Genomic DNA, 19550 nt, shown 5'->3' with positions numbered 1-19550 from the left:
TTGTAAACAATTTTTTAACAAAGGAGTTAGATATGGCAAAAGTACTTTTTATAGTAGGTGATTTCGTAGAGGATTATGAGATAATGGTGCCTTTTCAAGCTGTTGCGGCTGTCGGGCATGAAGTCTACGCGGTATGTCCGGATAAAAAAGCCGGAGATTTTGTAAGAACTGCCGTACATGATTTTGAAGGCGATCAAACATATACTGAAAAACCTGGACACAACTTTACGCTAAATGCCACTTTTGATGAAATCAATGCAAACGATTTTGACGCATTGGTCATACCAGGCGGCAGAGCTCCGGAGTATCTAAGACTCAATGAAAAAGTTTTGGAATTGGTAAAACATTTTGCAAATAACGATAAACCTATAGCAGCCATTTGTCACGGGGCTCAACTTCTTGCAGCAGCGGATCTGCTCAAAGGCAAAAGATGCTCTGCGTATCCGGCATGTGCACCCGAAGTAAGAGAAGCAGGTGGAGAGTATCAAAATATAGAGATAACAGATGCTTATACTGATGGCAACCTGGTCACTGCTCCCGCATGGCCGGCGCATCCTGCATGGATATCACAATTTTTAAAACTATTGGGCACCAAAATAAGCCTGTAAAAACATTTAAGGATACCTAAAAAAGGTATCCTTAAAGTAAAATCTCAAATATTTTGTACTTGTGGTATAGCTTTTGCAACTCTTTTATTGTGTATAAATAGCATTACTGCGAATATCAATAATCCCACTATGTGCGAATCTTGGATATGAGGTATGATACTTTTATATCCGAAAACTTTATCCGGAAAAAGAAGTAAAAGAGTGGTTGCGACAAATATCAATCTTTCATAAATTTTCAATTTACCGTTCCAGTAACCCTCTACAAAAATAGCAAAAGAGAGGATTCCGGGAATTGCAAAAAAGAAAACTTCAAATCTATCTATCCACTCTCCTGCAATCAGGTTGGAAAATGCAAAAAGTAAAGGCATGATATATAAACCTTTTCCAAGTTTCCAAGCTTCTAGTCCCGTTCTCATAGGTGGAGTCTTTGCGATACCGGCTGCTGCGAATGCCGCCAAGCAAACAGGTGGGGTTAGGTTTGAGTCTTGAGAGAGCCAAAATATGATAAGATGTGCTGCCAAAAGATACATGGTAACTTCAGGAGGTGTGACTCCGGCACTTACAAGTGCTGCCATTTCCGGACTTAACATAAGCCCAAGAAGAGCGGGAGCTGAAAGGACTGCCAAGACTATATATGAAGCAGTTACGGGAAGTCCCATACCAAGAAATAAAGAAGCTATGGCAACAAGCACCAGAGCCAAAAGAAGCTGACCGTTTGACCACTCCATGATAAGCTGGGAAAATGTCACCCCGATTCCAGATATATTTATAATCCCTACCACAACACCTATAGAAACAAGCAAAACGCCGGTTACTATCATATTTTGGGTACCAAGAGCTAAAGCTTCTACGATATCTTTTAGACTCATTTTTTTATTTTTGGTAAGATATGAAGATAAGACTATAACGACTATGGATATACCGGCTGCATAAGTGGGTGTAAAACCGTAAACCAAAAGCCCTATCAAAGTTGCAAGCGGTATAAAAAAATGAAACCCCTCTCTCAAAGTAGGCAAAACTTCAACTTTTTCTCCGGTTGCTTCGATACCGTGTTTTTTGGCATGAATATGTATATAAAACGATATAGAAGCAAAGTATAAAATCGCCGGAAGTACAGAAACGGCTATAATGGTAGCAAAGGATATATGAGTCATTTGTGCCATTATAAAAACTCCGGCACCCATGATAGGAGGCATGATTTGTCCTCCGGTACTTGCAGCAGTTTCAACTGCAGCGGCAAAGATGGGTTTGAAGCCGTTTTTTATCATCATCGGTATGGTTATGGTTCCGGTTGAGACTGTATTTGCCACGGCTGAACCTGATATGGTTCCCATAAGAGCGGAACTAAAGACCGCAACATGCCCCGCACCACCTCTAAATCTGGAAGTTACGGACTTTGAAAGATCTACTATAAAATCCCCTGCCCCGCTTTTCATCAAAAAAGCGGCAAACAGCATGAACATAAATACATAAGTAGCTGATATATTTGCTATAAAACCAAAAAGCCCTTCACTTGTGAAATACATCCTATAAAGAAACCTGGTCACCGTCATACCCGCAAAACCGAATACTCCTTCTATGTACTTTCCAAGAAAGAGTACATAAGCTATAGCAAATATCATCATCCCGGGCACTATCCATCCGGTCGTTCTTCTTACTATTTCAATGGCTAAAAGTATGGACAGAGCTGAAACAACCAAATCTAACGGTCTCATATTGCCATTTGCTACGGCATATAATGACTCTTCAAAACCGACCAAGTAAAAAAACGGTATCAGCGCTATGATGGATAAAAAGATATCAAAATATGATATGGTTTCCTTATTCGAGTATTTTGAAGCCCTGTAAGTTAAAAATCCGAGTGAAGCTAGAAATGAAAAGTGTGCAGCATTGAACCACAGATCACTTATACCCCCTATGATATTGATATAAAAATGAAAAACAGCTATACCCATAGCATAAAAGGTTAAAAAAGGTTTGATTTTTTCTTTTGAAATTCCCATAAAACTATCCTTAAGAAGAAGATGAGGAGCTGCCTAAGGCAGCTCCTATATACAAGAAATGCGGATTATTTTGCGATCAATCTGTCAGGTATCTTGATGCCTTTTTCCCTGTAAAATTTTGCGGCTCCAGGATGCAACGGCATAGGAAGACCATCTATGGCTTTTTGAAGGCTCATAGCGAGTGTGGCTTTATGTACACTGTGCAAAAACGGCAAATTTTCATATATGGTTTTTGTCAAAAGATATACAACTTCTTCAGGGGTATCTTTTGAACATACAAGTAAATTTGGCTGAGCTATGGTATATACATCTTTTTTAAGACCTGGATAAGTTCCGGATTTGATGATATATCTTGTCCAGACAGGATATGCAGCTTGTATTTTTTTGATATTGGCATCACTGAATTCAAGAATTTTTATCTTATCCGCACCGATTGTAGCAAAGGCATTTGTAACGGCACTCGCAGGAGGACCTGCAGGGATATTCATACCGTCGATCTTTCTGTTTTGCAAAGCTTTGGCACTTGGAGTATAACCAAGATATTGCAAATCCATCTTGTTATAGTCGATTCCCAAAGTTTTCATGATAGTTTGGCCTGAAACCCTGGTTCCTGAGTTTCTTTTGCCTATGGAAAAAGGTCTTCCATAAAGATTTTTAAGATCCATAATATTGCCTGTAGGAGCATATTTGTTATAAACGACAAAGTGTTCAACATTTTGCCAAAGCATTGTTATGCTTCTTAGGTTTTTTCTAGGATGTCCTTCATACTTACCTTTTCCCTGCCATGCCATAGAGCCGAAAAGTCCTTGAAGTATTCCAAAGTTTACTTCACCTTTGTCAAGCATATCGACATTTTCACCGCTTCCGGCACTTGTTATGGCTGAAAAAGTAGTCTTATATTTTTTGGCAAGCTTTAAACTTGCAATCGTAGCGATACCAACTCCAACCGGATAATAAGTACCACCGGTACTAGCAGTTGCGATGATGAACTTTTGCTCTTTTTTTCCGGCATTTGCTCCTATTACAAGTGATGAAGCTACCACCGATGTAAGCAAAAGCTTTTTAAAAAATGAAACTTTATGCATATTTTCTCCTTTTTGTATTTTGTAGAAAAATTATAGCATAAAAATCTCAAAATTGTTTTAAAAAAATTCTATTTTTTCTCTATTAGATAACCTAGTCCCTTTCTTGAAATGATAAAATCATTGTCCTTTATCTTATCTTTCACCCTTTTCATCGTAGTTCTCAAGGTTGAATCCGAAACTTCCTTATCTCCCCAGACCGATTTTTTTAAAACTTCATTATCAACAATTTTATCGATATTTTTTATAAGTGTTTCGATAAGTAACGACTCTTTTTTGGAAAACCTTATGTTTTCATCATTTCTGTAGAGTGAGCGGCTGTCTTTATCATATCTGTAAGTATCGTTTAATTTTATAAAACTATTGCTGCCTCTATCTTTTAGCATATCTTCTTTTATCTTTTTAAGAAGCTCCATCATTTTATCTATATCCAACGGCTTTACAAAGTAACCTGCTATATTAAGCCCTATGGCTCTAAAAAGATACTCTTCATCTTTATAAGCTGAAACTATGATATACTTTTGGTTTTTATTGAGTTTTGTCATCTCCTCTACCATGGAAAGCCCGTCAACTTTTGGCATCTTGATATCGGTTATGACCAAGTCATACGAATCCCCCTTGGATAAGGTTCTTTTATACAGTTTATATCCCTCTTCCCCATTTTTTACAACATCCACGATATCAAAAAGGTTATTGAGATAAAATGTCAAAATATCTCTGGCATCTTTTTCATCTTCGGCTAAGAGAACTCTTGTTTTATAACTCATTTTTTATCTCCTCGATAGGTATGATCAATTCAAAAAGTACTCCATTTGGAATATTTTTAACACTGATCTTGCCTTTTAAATTTTTTTCTATGATAACTTTTGACATATAAAGACCGATTCCGGTCCCTTGTGTTTCAAACTTTGTTGTAAAATAAGGCTCAAATATCCTCTCTATTATATCACTGTCTATATTGCCGCCATTGTTTTGTATAGATATGATAGCAAAATTTTTCTTACTATCAAAATCTTTCATATCATCTTTTATGTCTTTGCCTGCAACTTTTTTTGCGACTATTTTTATAATGGCATCAAAGTTCTCTTTTTCTCTTCTTTGGAGGATTGCATCTTTTGCATTGTTCAAGATATTTAAAATACTCTGCTTCAACTCGTTTTCATAAGTGTTTAGTATGATTTTTTCTTTTGAAAAAAAGTCTATCTTTATATCATTGTTATAAAACTGATCTTCTACTATCTTTAGAGTGGTTCTTATGGAATCCTCCAAAACAAAACGATTTTTGCTTTTTGAAGGTTTGTAGAAATTTCTAAAATCGTCAATGGTTTGAGACATATACTCTATCTGAGTTTTGGCTCTATTGATATAATCTTGCAGTATATCTTTTGTAAAACCTTTTTTACCGCAATTGTCCCTTATAAAATGAAGAATGAGTTGAACATTGTTAAGCGGTTGCCTCCACTGGTGAGATATGCTTCCAAGCATCCCTCCCATAGAAGCAAGTTTGTTTTGCTGAATGATAAATGCATCTTTTTGTCTGTTTTTTTCTATCTCTTCTTTGACTCTCGTTTTCAACTCTTCCTGCACGCTTTTTAATCGTGTTATATCATATATATATCCGTAAAAACCTTCCACTTCTCCAAAATCATCTTTCAAAAGCAAAACTCTGGAATATATCCATTTGATTTTCCCGGCATTATCCACTATCCTGTAAATCTTACTGAAACTTTTTTGAGATGTTTTTATGGCATAATTTATCTCATTTTTCAAAGATTCTCTATCCTTTTTATAAACTATATCCATGTAGGTCAATTTTCCTATCTCAAAACTTCCTTTGAAATATCCGTAACTTTTTATACTGTTGGAGACAAATTCTACACTTAAGTTTTCATCGTTTCTCCATTTAAATATGATTATCCTTCCATCTTCAACCAGCAATTCTACATTGAGTAACTCTTTTGAAAGCCTTTTTGTTTTATCTATATCCATACTCATCATAAGCATTCTTTTATACTCTTTTTCCTCACTTACAAAAATCTTACCGCGAGCCAATATCCACTTGTATCCGCTGTTCTTGGTTTTAAGTCTGTATTCGCATATGAGGTGCTCTCTTCTTCCTTCAAGTATCTCATCAAACTGCATTTGAACAATGTCTTTGTCATCTTTGTGGATAAGTGCGAACCAGTCACCAAACGACTTGATATCATTTCTCTCATATCCAGATATCTCAAGCCATTTTTTTGAAAAGTAGATACTGTTTTTTATAAAGTCTATATCCCACATACCGTCATTTGAGGCTATGATAGCAAGCTCGAAGCGTTTTTTCCAATGTTGCAAGGACTCTTTTCTTAAAGTTAGTCTTCTATTGTATCTTGCAAATACATCTTTTACGAATCTCGCAAACAAAACGGATGAAATGATCAGTATCATCAAGATAAATAAAACCGTAGCAGCAATTTTATAAAACATCGATCGGTAATAATCTTTTATATGTTTTATCTCATCTTTTTTCTGTATGAATGCATCTTTTTTATTATATTCTATGGCGATAACGAATTTAAATTTATCCATTAAAAAGACTCTGTTTTTAAACTTTTCATTTTCATTTTCATGTTTTTTATAGTAATCAAGAATTTTAAATTTCATATCATCCAAAGCAGTTGTATGTATCTTTGGGACTTTATAGAATTTTCTATGTCCAAAGAAATTGTAAACCTCTTTATCTATAATGTCATAAAACCATATATAATCTTTACCACTGTTTTTTATACCGGATATAATGATATTTTTTGTAATATCACGCAAGTTGTTTATGGTAGAAAAAGCACCGATAAAAAAGAATTGGTTTTGGATGTAAATCTTGTCAAAAAAACTGACTCTTACTGTTTTTTTGACATCATCTATCCAGTACTGAAAGTTATCACTTCCTTGTGAGTATATATATTTCAAAACAAGTCTGTCATATTTTTTGGCATCTTTTTCACCAAATATCAACTCCCTTAGATATTCTATAAGGCTCCTTCCTTTATATATATCCAAACTATCGCCCCTAAAAAGTGCAAATGTTATATTTTTTCTTTTTTCGATATTTTCGAGATATTTTATGATTTGATTGAACTCTTTCCCCTCAAGTCCAAGCCTTTGTATATATCCGCTGGATTTATAAACAACTTTTTGAAGGTTGGTCTTGGCTTTTGTTATGTCTGTTGCAAAACCTTTTCTTATATCTCCTACAAAATTATATAATTTCTCTTTTTCTAAAAATTCATATCTTATGATAGCTCTCTCTTTGATGGACTCTATCTCTTTTTTCTGCTTGGTGTTGATAAGCATATAAGATACTATAAGTATCAAAGTACCAAGTGTCAGAAGAAATATAGTAGGTATATAGGTTATAACTTTTTCAATATTTTCCAGGTTATATAGTTTTCTTTTTAGCATAATATGATTTTATCATATTTTTAAACAATAATTGTATAATATTAAATTATTTTGCAACAAAAAAAATCAAAAGAAGTAAAATGTATGATTTTGTAATTATCGGGGGCGGTATCATCGGTCTTAGCATGGCAAAAGCTCTTTTGGAAACTCATGATAATGCACGCATAGCCATTATAGAAAAAGAGAGTGATATAGCTATGCATGCGTCAGGTAGAAACAGCGGGGTTTTGCATGCAGGATTTTACTACAGTGCAAACTCTTTGAAAGCCAAGTTTGCAAGAGTAGGAAACTTTGAGATGCATGAATACTGCAAAAAGAAAAACTTAAAGATAAATGAGTGTGGCAAAGTCGTATTGGCTCAAAATGAAGATGAAGTAAGCGGACTTGAAGAGTTAAAAAAAAGGGGAGATATAAACGGTGTCGAGCTGCATTGGATGGAAGCAAAAGAACTAGATAAAAAATATCCTTATCTAAAAACCACCCAAAAAGCATTATGGTCTCCTACCACCGCCACGGTGGACCCCAAAGAAGTTTGTTCAAGCATTGCTGAAGATTTGAAAGAAAATGGTATCAGCATATATACCGATACCAAGTATTTAAAAAGAGAATCCCAAAACTCCATTCTTACAACAGGGGGAGAGATAAGATACAAAAAACTTATCAATTGTGCCGGACTTTATGCCGATAAGATAGCAAAAGATTTTGGACTATCCAAAGAGTATACGATCATACCTTTCAAAGGTATATATCTTAAAGATAAAAAAAATGTCTCAAATCTAAAAACCAATGCTTACCCGGTACCAAATCTAAAAAACCCTTTTCTTGGGGTTCACTTCACATACGCGGTTGACGGCAGCGCAAAGATAGGACCTACTGCGATTCCGGCTTTTTGGCGGGAAAATTATAAGGGGTTTGATAACTTTAACTTTAAAGAGATGATAAATATACTATACTATGAAGCGAAACTTTTTTTTACCAACGCTTTCGGGTTTAGAAGTTTAGCTTATGATGAGATACGCAAATACTACAAGCCTCATCTTTTAAAGTTGACGTCAGGACTGACAAACCATATGGATTTAAGCGGATACAAAGAGTGGACGACTCCGGGGATTAGAGCTCAACTTCTTGATGTCAATACTTTGGAATTGGTGCAGGATTTTGTCGTTCAAAGCGAGGAGAACTCCGTACATATCCTAAATGCGGTTTCACCGGCTTTTACATCGTCATTTCCATTTACAAGATGGGTAAGAGACACATATCTCTCATAACAAACAAATAAAAAAAGGAAAAAATCATGAATAAAAGATTGAAGATACTGGCTTTTTTTATCCTTATCGTAGTATTTATACCATTTGGATACAAGCAGTATATAAGCAGCAATGTTCTAAAAGAGATAAACTCACTCAACCAAAAGGGTTTTTTGATAACCATGCAAAGTGATAAAAGCAGTTTTTTAACCACCGAGCAGACTTATAAAGCGATAGTATCAAATCCTCAAAAAATATATCAGGAATTCTTTTCACAACTTTTCGGGTATGTAAAATCCCCCATAAAAGATAAAATCTTCTCCTCATTAAACGGAAGTGAACTGACTATAAAAGTAAATATACTCAACTTTCCTGTAACCCATGAAAATGCCGTAGAGGTATATCTTACTTCACTTCCTGCAAAAGCACAAAATGCGCAAAAAAAAGAGTTGCTTCTGCAAGAGATATCTACATTTTTGACAAACTTCGGATTTGGCGAAAGTATAGATATAAATGCCTTAGGCAAGGTGACAAAGATAAAATTTAAAGATATAGACCAGCAATTTGATGCTAAAAAAGGTACTGTTACACTAAATGTCAAGGATTACATATCAGATATAAAAAGGTTTGATTTACAGCACAACAGTTATGATTTTACGACTTACAACAAAGCTTTTGGCTTTAGTATGCAAACAAAGAATGATAGAGGCTTCAAGCTTGCAACTAAAAATTTAAAATGCAACATAGATAGAAATGATATATATGACTATACAATGCTTTGCAACCTTGAAAAACTGAATTTTTCCAGTAAAGCATACAGACAAAATGCTCTATTGCTTGATAACTTTACACTCTCTACCATATCCAAATCTCAAAACGATGCGATAAACTACTCTTTTAAATATAAGATAAAAGATATAAAATTTCAAACAAAATCTTTCTATAAAAACAACATATTTGAATTGAAAGATTTTAGATATTACGGCTCTTTGAGCGGAGTTGATAAAAAATTATCAACACAGTTCCAGCAAGTCTTGTCAAAAAGCACAAATTTAAAAAGAGACAAAGAGTTCAAAAAGATAGTTTTAAAACTTTTAAGCTCAGGTTTTACGTTTGATATCAGTAAGTTATCCACTGATGGCCTTATGATAACATCAGGCAAAAAAGATATCAAAATCGGCAATATGGATATAAATTTAAAACTTACCATGTCTAAAAACAACTTATCTTCCAAAATCAGACCTAAAATGATAGATTTGCTGCAATATATCATGATCGATTCAAAGATAGTAATGCAAAAAAAAGATTTTGATCTGTTACAGAGTTTCGATAAAAGGAAAAAACTCTCCAAACTTTCAAAACTAGCAAATATCAAAGGTGATAAGATAATTTTTGAGATAACTTTTAAAAATAAAATGCTAAGTATAAACAAAAAAAGAATATTTTGATGCAAGATTTTACAAAAGAGTACCTAAACGTTATCAATGAGATAAATGATATTTACTATTTTGTAGATAATGACGGAATTTTCAAGAAGATATCGCCGTCGGTAAAAAATATACTTGGCTATTCGCCAGAAGAATTGATCGGCACTAAAGTGCAGGATCTGTATGTAGAGCCGGATCACAGAGATATATTTTTAAGTAATATTGAGGAAAATGAAAGTTACTTCGGTATAGCGACTTTGCTAAAACACAAAAATTCCAAACATGTCCCAATTTATACAAAATCACACTATGTCAAAGATACCGAAGGAAACATCATAGGTATCGAAGGCATAGTGAGGGATATGAGTAAATTTTACAATTTAAAACATACATTCGATATAAACCAAAAAATTTACAAAACCATCTTTGAAAAATCTCCCAGCGGTATCGTATACTTAAATACCAATGGGATTATCATAGATGTCAACAGCACTGCAGCCGATATATTAGGTACCACCAAAAAGAGTCTTGTAGATTTCAATATCTTTAAAAGAGTGACGAACAAAGAACTTTTAAAAAGTATCAAACTCTCTCTAGCCAATCGGGAAGCTATGTTCAGAGGGCACTACACTTCCGTTCTTTCAGGAAAAAAGTTATATCTTGATATATTTTTAAAACCCATAACAAACAGTAAAAATGAGATAGAGTTCGTAATTATATTTATAGATGACCAAACCGCAGAATACAATATCAACAAAAACCTTGTAAAAGCCAAGAATGAGTGGAAATCCATCATAGACAATATGATAAATATATTTATCCAAACGGATAAAGACGGAAAAATCATAAAAGCTTCACCTTCTATCGAGAAAATACTCGGCTATAAAGTCAATGAAGTATTAGAACACAATATCGGTGAATTTTGGATAGATAAAGAGATATATAATAATACAAAAAAACTTTATATCGAAAACAATCAACCCGTAAAAGCGGTATCTGCAAGATTTAAAAATAAAAGGGGACAAGATATCATACTTGAGTTTTACACTACTCCCAGGTTTGACGAAAATGGCAATTATCAAGGAAGTGACAACATAGCAAGAGATATCACAAAACAAGTAGAGTATCAAAAAACATTGGAAATTTTTAAAAAAGTCATAGAAAACAGTTCTGAGGGTATTTTGATATCTGATAAAGATAACCTTATCAAATTTGTCAATGAAGCATTTTGCAACATAACAAAATTTCAAAAAGAGGATGTTATAGGAAAAAATCCAAGTATTTTAAAATCAGGTGTTCATACAAGAAAATTTTATAAACATATGTGGGATGAGATACTACACAAAGGCTCTTGGAAAGGTGAGATTTGGAACAAGCATAAAGACGACGGTATATATCCGGAACTTCTTAGTATAAATACCATAAAAAACAAAGATGGTGAAATCGAGAGATATATAGCCATATTTACCGACATAAGTGAGATCAAAAAAAATGAAGCCAAGATGAGAAGTATGGCTATGCATGATGCATTGACCGGACTACCAAACAGAACCGTGCTCTCAAGTATGCTCTCTCACTCCATAAAAAGTGCAAAAAGGCAAAATGAACTTATGGCGGTCATGTTCATAGATCTTGACAATTTTAAAACCATCAATGACAATTACGGTCACAAAGAAGGAGACAATGTCCTCGTAGAAACCGCAAAAAGGATACAAGATGCCCTCCGTGAAGAAGATATAGTTTACAGATTCGGAGGAGATGAGTTTTTAGTGTCATTGGAGCATATAAAAAACAGTGAGGATTTAGCAAAGATAGCCGATAAATTGAATCAATCTTTAGAAATACCCTACCAATCAAATGATTATACATTTTATATAAGTTGCAGCATTGGCATAGCTATATATCCAAATGATGCACAAACACCTGATGAACTTATAAAAAATGCCGATGCAGCGATGTATCTGGCTAAAAACAGTGGAAAAAACAGATACTCTTTTTACTCTCATGAACTTGGGAAAAAGATACAAAAAGAGTTGCATATAGAAAATCTTCTTAGAAAAAGTATACAAAATGAAGAATTTGAGATATATTATCAACCAAAGATAGATACCAAAACATTACAAATCGTCGGTCTTGAAGCACTGCTTAGATGGAACAATCCAGAAAAAGGCAGTGTCAGTCCGGCTGATTTCATACCTATAGCAGAAAAAATAGGTCTTATCATCCCTATGGGTAACTGGGTTTTGTTAAATGCCTGCAAAAAGGTGAAAGACTGGCATGATTTGGGACTGTACAAAGGTAATATCTCAGTCAATATTTCCGGTGTTCAACTGGACAATAAAAATTTTACAAATTCCATCAAGCAAATAATCGACAAAAGCAAACTAAACGCTTCGTATCTGGATCTTGAAATAACCGAATCGGTTTTGATGAATGACTTGAAACACTGGAGCGACGCACTTGATCAGATAAGAGAACTTGGCATAGATATATCCATAGATGATTTTGGTACCGGTTACTCGTCTTTGTCATATCTTAGACAATTGCCGGTAGATGAATTAAAAATCGACAAATCTTTTATAGATGACATCCCACATGACAAGGATGCATGCGTTATCGTAAAAAGCATCATATCTTTGGCAAAAAGCCTTGGCTATAAAACAGTAGCTGAAGGAGTGGAAACCAAAGAGCAACAAAAGTATCTGTTTCAAAACAACTGTGATATCATACAGGGGTATTACTACTCAAAACCACTAAGTGCAAAAGATATGGAGAATTTTTTAAAAGAGTGGTGTCCCAAGCAGGATTCGAACCTGCGGCCTCTTGATTAGGAATCAAGTGCTCTATCCTGCTGAGCTATTGGGACTTTTGGACGGTATTATACAAAAGATAAGTTTATAAAAGGATAATATATGGGCAAAATTATCTTATTGTTTCTTTTTTCACTCTTTTTATTTGCATCAAATATCAAAGATGCAAATAAAACAAAAAATTTAGCCAAATACAAAATAACCAAAAAAATGAAAATATACGAACAGGAAAAAAAGAAAAAAGAGGCTGAAGCTAATACCATCCCCAACTAAGGAGTATATATTTTAAATAAAAGAGAAGCTGTCATATGCAAGGCAAAAGTTTGCAGTACTACCTGTAGGTAATTCAAAAACTTTTAACGCAGTCAGATGATAGCTTATCTTTTACCAAAGGCAAACATATTGTATCATATTGCTTCGTTACATTTCCTTGAATTAGCTATGGCTAGTACTTCGAAAATGTGCCTCGCACTATAACACAATATGTTTGTTTAAAATGTATACTCCTTAGTTGGGGATGGTATATAAGCTTGAAGAGGATGGCTTTTGTCCATGTTCGATTCAAATGCCATAATCTATTTATTAGTAAAATTTGGATAAAATCTTTTTTTATTTGCGCCCATAGCTCAGCTGGATAGAGCATTTGATTGCGGTTCAAAAGGTCAGAGGTTCGAATCCTCTTGGGCGCGCCATTACAAGGAATATATATGAAAATCCCATTTATCGACTTAAAAAAGCAGTATAGTCTCTACAAGCAGGAGATAAACAAAGAGATAAGCGATGTACTTGAAAGCTGTATGTTTATAGGCGGAGAAAAGATACAAAATCTAGAAAAAGGGCTATCTGAATTTACCGGTGCGAAACATGCGATTGCCTGTTCGAGCGGTACGGATGCTCTACTTCTTTCACTGATGGCTCTTGATATAAAAATAGGTGATGAAGTCATAACCACCCCTTTTACATTCATAGCTACTGCTGAAGTCATTGCATTTCTTGGAGCCAAGCCGGTCTTTGTGGATATAGACGAAAAAACTTACAATATAGACCCGACAAAGATAGAGGAAAAAATAACCGACAAAACAAAAGCTATACTCCCCGTATCCCTGTACGGACAACCGGCAGACATGGATGAGATAAACCAAATAGCCAAAAAACATAACTTAAAAGTCATAGAAGACGGATGTCAGAGTTTTGGAGCGAACTATAAAGATAAAAAATCATGCAATTTAAGTGATATCGGATGTACCAGTTTTTTTCCGTCCAAGCCGCTTGGATGTTATGGGGATGGTGGAGCTGTTTTTACAAATGATGAAAAACTTGCCCATAAGATAAAGATGCTCTTAAATCACGGTCAAAATGAAAGATACAAACATAAATACATCGGTATAAACGGAAGGCTCGATGCCATTCAAGCTGCCGTTCTCTTGGTAAAGTTAAAACATTTTCAAGATGAAATACAAAAAAGAGAGGAGATAGGTTCAAGATATACAAAACTTTTACAAAACAGTGATGTCATAACCCCTTATATAAAAAATGACAGAACTTCGGTTTATGCACAATACTCCATAAGAGTCAAAAACAGAGATAAAACAATAGAAGATTTAAACAAACAAGGCATCCCTACTGCCGTACATTATCCTATGCCTTTACATTTGCAGGAGTGTTTTGGATATCTTGGGTACCAAGAGAGGGATTTTAAAATAGCGGAAAAAGTTTCACACGAGATAATGAGTCTGCCTATGAGTCCTTATCTTGAGAAAAGCGACCAGGATATCATCATAAAGGCATTGTCATGAAGAAGATAGCTCTTATAGGCTTGGGATCCATGGGAAAGAACCACTACAGAGTACTAAAAGGATTGTCCGGAGTACATATACAAGCACTTTGTGACATAGTTCAGGAAAGAGACTATGAAGAGCCTTTTTATACCGATATCGATGAAATGCTTGAAAATGAGGACTTGGATGCGGCTCTTATAGTAGTACCGACCTTTTTGCACAAAGAAGTTGCTTTAAAATGCTTGGATCACGGTCTAGATATATTTATAGAAAAGCCTGTTGCTTCAAACATCCAAGACGCCCTTCTTATCGAAGAAAAAGCAAATGAAAAAGGGCTTAAAGCCTGCGTAGGATATATAGAGAGATTCAATCCCGTCGTGGAAGCGCTAAAGCATGAGTTGATAGACAGGGATATATATAGTATCGGGATCACAAGAGTAGGACCTTTCCCGCCTAGGATAGCCGATGTGGGCATACTTACGGATTTAGCTGTACATGATATAGATCTTATCAGATTTATAACAGGTTGTGAGATAGTCAAAAAGTCCATTTTCAAATCTCAAAAGATAAACTCTCATCACGAAGACAATGCAATCCTTTCTTTCAAACTCGAAGATGAGATAGTCGCTTCCATCACCACCAACTGGCTAACCCCTTTTAGAAAAAGAAAGATAGAAGTCGCTACGAAAAAAGGATATTTTGAGGCCGATTTGATGGGGCAGGATCTAGTAGAATATTCCGAATACAAAACAAACAACTCTTATGTCATAAGAAACTGCTTTGTCAAAAAAGAGGAACCTTTGGTAAGAGAGCTAAAAGCATTTCTAAGATATCTCAAAACCGGTGATAGATCAGGACTAAGCAGCATCCAAGACAGTATCATAACTTTGGAAATTTCCTCATATCAAGAGTAGTATATGCAAAAAGCTTTGATACTTTTAAATATGGGAGGACCAAACAACCTAAATGAAGTAGAAATATTTTTAAAAAATATGTTCAATGATGAAAATATCATAACAGCAAAAAGCAAACTCTTAAGAAGATTCATAGCGTTCATGATAGTGAATTTTAGAAAACATAAGGCTATAGAAAACTATAAAGAGATAGGAGGCAAATCCCCCCTTGTTGACAATACAAAAAAACTGGTACAAAAACTCCAAGATAAAAATGAGCAGACATATATATCTTATGCTATGAGATACACCCCTCCTTTTAGTGAAGATGTCATAAAAGAGCTTAAAACCAAAGATATAAAAGAGATCTTTTTGCTGCCTCTTTACCCGCATTACTCGACTACTACTACCAAGTCTTCTTTGGAAGATTTTATGAAAAAATTGAAAGAGCATGATTTAAAAGCCAGGATAATTTTCACAGAAAGATTTTATAAAGAAAGAAAATTTAACGAAGCCGTCATAAATCAAATAAAAAATGATACATCAGATATAGATACCAAACGATATGACTTGATATTTTCAGCCCATTCACTGCCTCAAAAGATCATAGAAAAGGGCGATACTTACCAAAAAGAGGTGAAAGAGCATGTGAAAATTTTATCTCAAATGCTAAAAGATGAGGGTATCGAGTTTGCCGATATACATTTAGCCTATCAGTCAAAACTAGGACCCGTCAAGTGGATAGGACCCTCCTTGGAAGAAAAGTTAAAAACCATAACAAACAAAAATGTTTTCATATATCCTATATCTTTCATACTGGATAATTCAGAAACTACACAGGAACTACATATAGAGTATGATAAAATCGCAAAGAGTTTGGGGTATAAAAACTATAAAGTTTTTGAGTGTTTAAATAATAATGATGATTTTGTAGAGTTTATACATAATTATTACATTGACAATAAGGCTTAAAAGCGTTATAATCTGTTATAAATATGTTATTAACTTATGTTATAAAAAATAAAAAGGTTAAAAAATGGATTATTATGCCGGTTTAAAAAGGAGACAAGCACCTCCTAGACCAGCTCCTATTGACGAAGAGATAGTGCTAAACAAAAAAGATTTTATAGTATCAAGGACTGATCTTAAGGGATATATTACATATGCCAATGATTATTTTATCGAGATATGTGCTTATACTAAAGATGAACTCATAGGTGTCAATCACAATATCATAAGACATCCCGATATGCCAAAACTCATCTTTAAAGTACTTTGGGACCGTATAAAAGCCGGAGATAAAGTTTTTGCTTTCGTTAAGAACTTGAGAAAAGACGGAAAGTTCTACTGGGTACTGGCTGAAGTCGAACCTGCCAAGAAAAATGGTCAAATCATCGGCTATTACTCTTTTAGAGTAAGAGCGCCAAGACATGCCCTAAAAGAGATATCCCAAGTTTATAAACAACTTTTGGAAGCTGAAGAAAAAGGCGGGATGAAAGCTTCTAAGGAACTGTTGGATGCGTTTTTGGCAAAAAAAAGACTTACATATGACGAGTATGTTCAAAAGCTCTTTAAAAAGGGATTTGGTTTTGGAGGATTTTTAAGAAGTTTCGGAAATGTCTTCAAATAAAGGGCATCTCAGAATGGTTTAGGGTTGTGAGGGGGTAAGATATCCCTCTTCTATCATCTCTTCAACTATCTTCTTAAAAACCGGTACCGCGGTCAAAGATGCATAATAGTAGTATTTTTTTGTAGGTTTTCTAACAAGTACGCCGATAGTATAAGAGTGCCTGGAATCATTTGCAAAACCGAAAAATGAGCTGTTGTAAAGGTCTGTATATTTTCCTTTTTGCGCTATATGTGCAGTCCCGGTCTTACCGCCTATAATGAGTCCCGGTATCTTCGCAGCTGTTCCTGTTCCTTTTTCAACAGTTTTTATCAGTATCTTTTGCATTCTTTTTGCTATATCTATGGGGATAACCTGCTTGTAAGTTTTTACCAAAAGAGACTGTTTTTTTCCATAGGCATTTTGATAGTATTCAACGATCCTCGGGGAGATCGCTCTTCCGTTATTGTTGAAAATATTATAAGCTTTTAAAAGCTGTATGAAGTTTGCTCTTATACCGTATCCGTATGCCGTTACGGCTTTGTAAATCTCACTTTTTAATTTATAAATCCTTGGGATTATACCCGTATGTTCATACGGGAGATCTATGCCGCTGTGTCTGGAAAATCCAAACTTCAAAAGTCCGTTATAATAATCGACATAATTTAGTTTTTGGGCAAGTTGGGATATACCGACATTGCTTGAATGCACTATTACATCTTCAGCACTGAGCCATTCAAACTTGTGAGAATCGCGTATGGTTTTTCTTCCTATTTTGTATTTGCCTCCGTAGATCCTTACAAGATCGTAAGGGTTTACTTTATTCTCTTCCAAAAGAAGTGAAAAAATGACAGGTTTCATGACCGATCCAGGCTCATAGGAAAACTCTACGGCTTTAACACTAAGATTCGGATATTCACTTTTTTTGATGGAAGAGGGGTTGTATCTGTTTGATGAAGCCAACATCAATACCTTACCGGTTTTACTATCCATCACGCAGGCTATAACTTCTTTTGCCTTCAAATCATCCTTGGCATTATCCAAAATACTTTCAACGATTTTTTGCAGTTTTAAAGAAATATTCAGATGGATATCCGAACCGTCGATCCTTGTTGTAACATTGCTGTATCCATTTAGGATGATATTGCCCAAAGCATCTTTGCTTCCTTTGATACTTCCGTCTTGAACCGGATTTAAGATATCGTTATACTTTTTTTCAAGCCCTTTGATACCGTATACTTTTGTAATTCTGTTTTTTTCATATTTTCTTACATACCCAATAACTGGAGTAAGTGTATCTTTGTAGTTATAAACTCTGTATTCACCACTTTCTACTATATCCAAACCGTGCGTAAATGTAATGCCGCTTTTTTTATCCTCGTAAGGTATGAAAACCCCAAGCCTGTAAAGCTTTTTTGCCAATTCTCTTAAATGCTGGGCAGAGATGGCATCGATCTTGTAAGATAGCACGACCGTACCAAAATATGACTTCACACTTCGTCTTATCTTTTTTACGCTCTCTCCACTATACAGTGAGTAAAGTCTCAAAAACAACTCTTTTTTATTCGGGTCTATATTTCTCGTATCGACAACGGCTTTATAAAGTTTTTTACTTCTGGCTACACTGTAACCCTCTTTTGATATAATGCCGCCTCTAAGAGCACTGTCTATCTCTTTCTTGTAAAGTCTAGGAAGCCTTCTGTCTATCTGTGCCCAGTAAAATATAGCGGCGATAAATACGATAAATCCAACCAAAAGGATAATGAATAAAAATGGTATCTTGGCATTTTTTTGATAATTTTTTTGCATAGGAAGATTATACAGAATTGATTATTATATACGAGTAAAAAGGGGATTACATTTGGGTTCTTGAAAGTTCCTTGTAAGCGTTTAGTGCTTTGTTTCTTACTTCAAGCATCAGCTTCATACTGATCTCAGCTTTGTCTATGGCGATAGCGGCTTGATGAAGGTCTTTGACACTGCCGGTAGCTATGTCGCTCATCGCTTTGTCACCATCTTTTTGAAGTTTGTTTACTTCGTCTATGCTTTCTTTTAAAACCTTTGAAAAATCACCATCTTTTTTTTGAGTGTCATTGACGTTTTTTATACTATCGGTTATATTGTTTATCTTGTTGATTGAATTGCTCATTTCAACTCCTTTATGCTCTTAAGATATCTATAGCACTTGCGGCCATAGCTTTTGAGCTTTGAAAAGCGGCAACATTTGCCTGATAAGCCCTTGTCGCTTCTATAAGATCGGCCATTTCCACTACAGGGTTTACATTTGGATAAGCTACATATCCGTTTTTATCCGCATCCGGATTTGAAGGATCATACTTCATTTTAAAAGGCGAATCATCCCTTATGACTTTATCCACTTTAACACTCATTATAGCAGGATTTGCACTTTCTTTCAAGCCGGGTTCATCCAAAGGATTTTCATACTCCATGGCATCCAAATCCTCTTTTATCTTTTTATTTAAAATCTTATCGAAATTTACCGCCTTAAATACGACCTCTCTTCTTCTGTAGGGTCCACCCTCGTCAGTTCTTGTTGTATTGGCATTTGCGATATTTGAGCTTATGAGGTTTATCCTGAATCTCTGAGCTGAAAGTCCATATCCGCTTATATCAAAACTACTTAAAAATGCCATC

Annotated in this window: 16 protein-coding genes and 2 tRNA genes; 10 read left to right on the top strand and 8 right to left on the bottom strand. The window is 34.8% G+C overall.

The window, feature by feature from the left end:
- Positions 1–32 precede the first annotated feature (32 nt).
- Positions 33–608, top strand: coding sequence for a DJ-1/PfpI family protein (locus ACZ47B_RS10655; protein WP_464894510.1), 576 nt, complete (start codon positions 33–35; stop codon positions 606–608).
- A 44-nt stretch (positions 609–652) separates the two neighbouring features.
- On the opposite strand, the gene ACZ47B_RS10650 is transcribed toward ACZ47B_RS10655, so the two are convergent.
- The 4 genes from ACZ47B_RS10650 to ACZ47B_RS10635 form a co-directional block, all read right to left on the bottom strand.
- Complete coding sequence (locus ACZ47B_RS10650; protein ID WP_464894509.1) at positions 653–2611, bottom strand: TRAP transporter permease; 1959 nt, start codon at positions 2609–2611, stop codon at positions 653–655.
- A 65-nt stretch (positions 2612–2676) separates the two neighbouring features.
- Positions 2677–3696 carry a TAXI family TRAP transporter solute-binding subunit gene (locus tag ACZ47B_RS10645; protein WP_464894508.1) on the bottom strand — a complete coding sequence of 340 codons (1020 nt, stop codon included), beginning with the start codon at positions 3694–3696 and terminating at the stop codon, positions 2677–2679.
- Between the two features lie 68 nt (positions 3697–3764).
- The gene (locus ACZ47B_RS10640; RefSeq protein ID WP_464894507.1) at positions 3765–4460 is read right to left on the bottom strand and encodes a response regulator transcription factor; all 696 of its coding nucleotides are present in this window, start codon (positions 4458–4460) and stop codon (positions 3765–3767) included.
- Positions 4450–7134: a sensor histidine kinase gene (locus ACZ47B_RS10635; protein ID WP_464894506.1), complete on the bottom strand. Its 2685-nt coding sequence runs from the start codon at positions 7132–7134 to the stop codon at positions 4450–4452. The genes ACZ47B_RS10640 and ACZ47B_RS10635 overlap by 11 nt, the downstream gene beginning before the upstream one ends.
- A gap of 80 nt (positions 7135–7214) precedes the next feature.
- Between ACZ47B_RS10635 and lhgO the strand changes: the two genes are divergently transcribed.
- Genes lhgO through ACZ47B_RS10620 form a run of 3 tightly spaced genes read left to right on the top strand, consistent with a single transcriptional unit; the run spans position 7215 to position 12639 of the window.
- A complete protein-coding gene (gene lhgO, locus ACZ47B_RS10630) occupies positions 7215–8402 on the top strand; it encodes an L-2-hydroxyglutarate oxidase (protein ID WP_464894505.1) in 1188 nt (395 codons plus the stop codon).
- Between the two features lie 26 nt (positions 8403–8428).
- Positions 8429–9829, top strand: coding sequence for a YdgA family protein (locus ACZ47B_RS10625; protein WP_464894504.1), 1401 nt, complete (start codon positions 8429–8431; stop codon positions 9827–9829).
- A complete protein-coding gene (locus tag ACZ47B_RS10620) occupies positions 9829–12639 on the top strand; it encodes a sensor domain-containing protein (protein WP_464895731.1) in 2811 nt (936 codons plus the stop codon). Before ACZ47B_RS10625 ends, ACZ47B_RS10620 begins: the two co-directional genes overlap by 1 nt.
- Here ACZ47B_RS10620 and ACZ47B_RS10615 read toward each other — a convergent pair.
- A tRNA-Arg gene (locus ACZ47B_RS10615) sits at positions 12598–12674 on the bottom strand. The genes ACZ47B_RS10620 and ACZ47B_RS10615 overlap by 42 nt on opposite strands.
- A 46-nt stretch (positions 12675–12720) precedes the next feature.
- On the opposite strand from ACZ47B_RS10615, the gene ACZ47B_RS10610 reads away from it, so the two are divergent.
- The 6 genes from ACZ47B_RS10610 (at position 12721) to ACZ47B_RS10585 (ending at position 16919) form a co-directional block, all read left to right on the top strand.
- Complete coding sequence (locus ACZ47B_RS10610; RefSeq protein ID WP_464894503.1) at positions 12721–12891, top strand: hypothetical protein; 171 nt, start codon at positions 12721–12723, stop codon at positions 12889–12891.
- A gap of 342 nt (positions 12892–13233) precedes the next feature.
- Positions 13234–13310, top strand: a tRNA-Arg gene (locus ACZ47B_RS10605).
- Positions 13311–13325: 15 nt separating this feature from the next.
- Complete coding sequence (locus ACZ47B_RS10600; RefSeq protein WP_464894502.1) at positions 13326–14414, top strand: DegT/DnrJ/EryC1/StrS family aminotransferase; 1089 nt, start codon at positions 13326–13328, stop codon at positions 14412–14414.
- Positions 14411–15310 (top strand): Gfo/Idh/MocA family protein, encoded by a 900-nt coding sequence (locus tag ACZ47B_RS10595; RefSeq protein ID WP_464894501.1) that lies wholly within the window; start codon positions 14411–14413, stop codon positions 15308–15310. Before ACZ47B_RS10600 ends, ACZ47B_RS10595 begins: the two co-directional genes overlap by 4 nt.
- A gap of 3 nt (positions 15311–15313) precedes the next feature.
- Positions 15314–16261: a ferrochelatase gene (gene hemH / locus ACZ47B_RS10590; RefSeq protein ID WP_464894500.1), complete on the top strand. Its 948-nt coding sequence runs from the start codon at positions 15314–15316 to the stop codon at positions 16259–16261.
- Positions 16262–16325: 64 nt separating this feature from the next.
- Complete coding sequence (locus tag ACZ47B_RS10585) at positions 16326–16919, top strand: PAS domain-containing protein (protein ID WP_464894499.1); 594 nt, start codon at positions 16326–16328, stop codon at positions 16917–16919.
- Positions 16920–16937: 18 nt separating this feature from the next.
- Here ACZ47B_RS10585 and ACZ47B_RS10580 read toward each other — a convergent pair whose 3' ends face one another.
- The 3 genes from ACZ47B_RS10580 to flgC are packed head-to-tail and all read right to left on the bottom strand — an operon-like array spanning position 16938 to position 19549.
- Positions 16938–18704, bottom strand: coding sequence for a peptidoglycan D,D-transpeptidase FtsI family protein (locus ACZ47B_RS10580; protein WP_464894498.1), 1767 nt, complete (start codon positions 18702–18704; stop codon positions 16938–16940).
- A 46-nt stretch (positions 18705–18750) separates the two neighbouring features.
- On the bottom strand, positions 18751–19044 hold the full coding sequence (gene fliE, locus ACZ47B_RS10575) for a flagellar hook-basal body complex protein FliE (protein WP_464894497.1): 294 nt from the start codon (positions 19042–19044) through the stop codon (positions 18751–18753).
- 10 nt (positions 19045–19054) lie between these two features.
- Positions 19055–19549, bottom strand: coding sequence for a flagellar basal body rod protein FlgC (gene flgC / locus ACZ47B_RS10570; protein ID WP_464894496.1), 495 nt, complete (start codon positions 19547–19549; stop codon positions 19055–19057).
- Between the last annotated feature and the right edge of the window lies 1 nt (position 19550).

It is taken from the genome of Thiofractor thiocamini, from assembly GCF_055384375.1.
The sequence above is the reverse complement of the archived record's forward strand: the minus strand, read 5'-3'. Positions and strand labels throughout refer to the sequence as shown.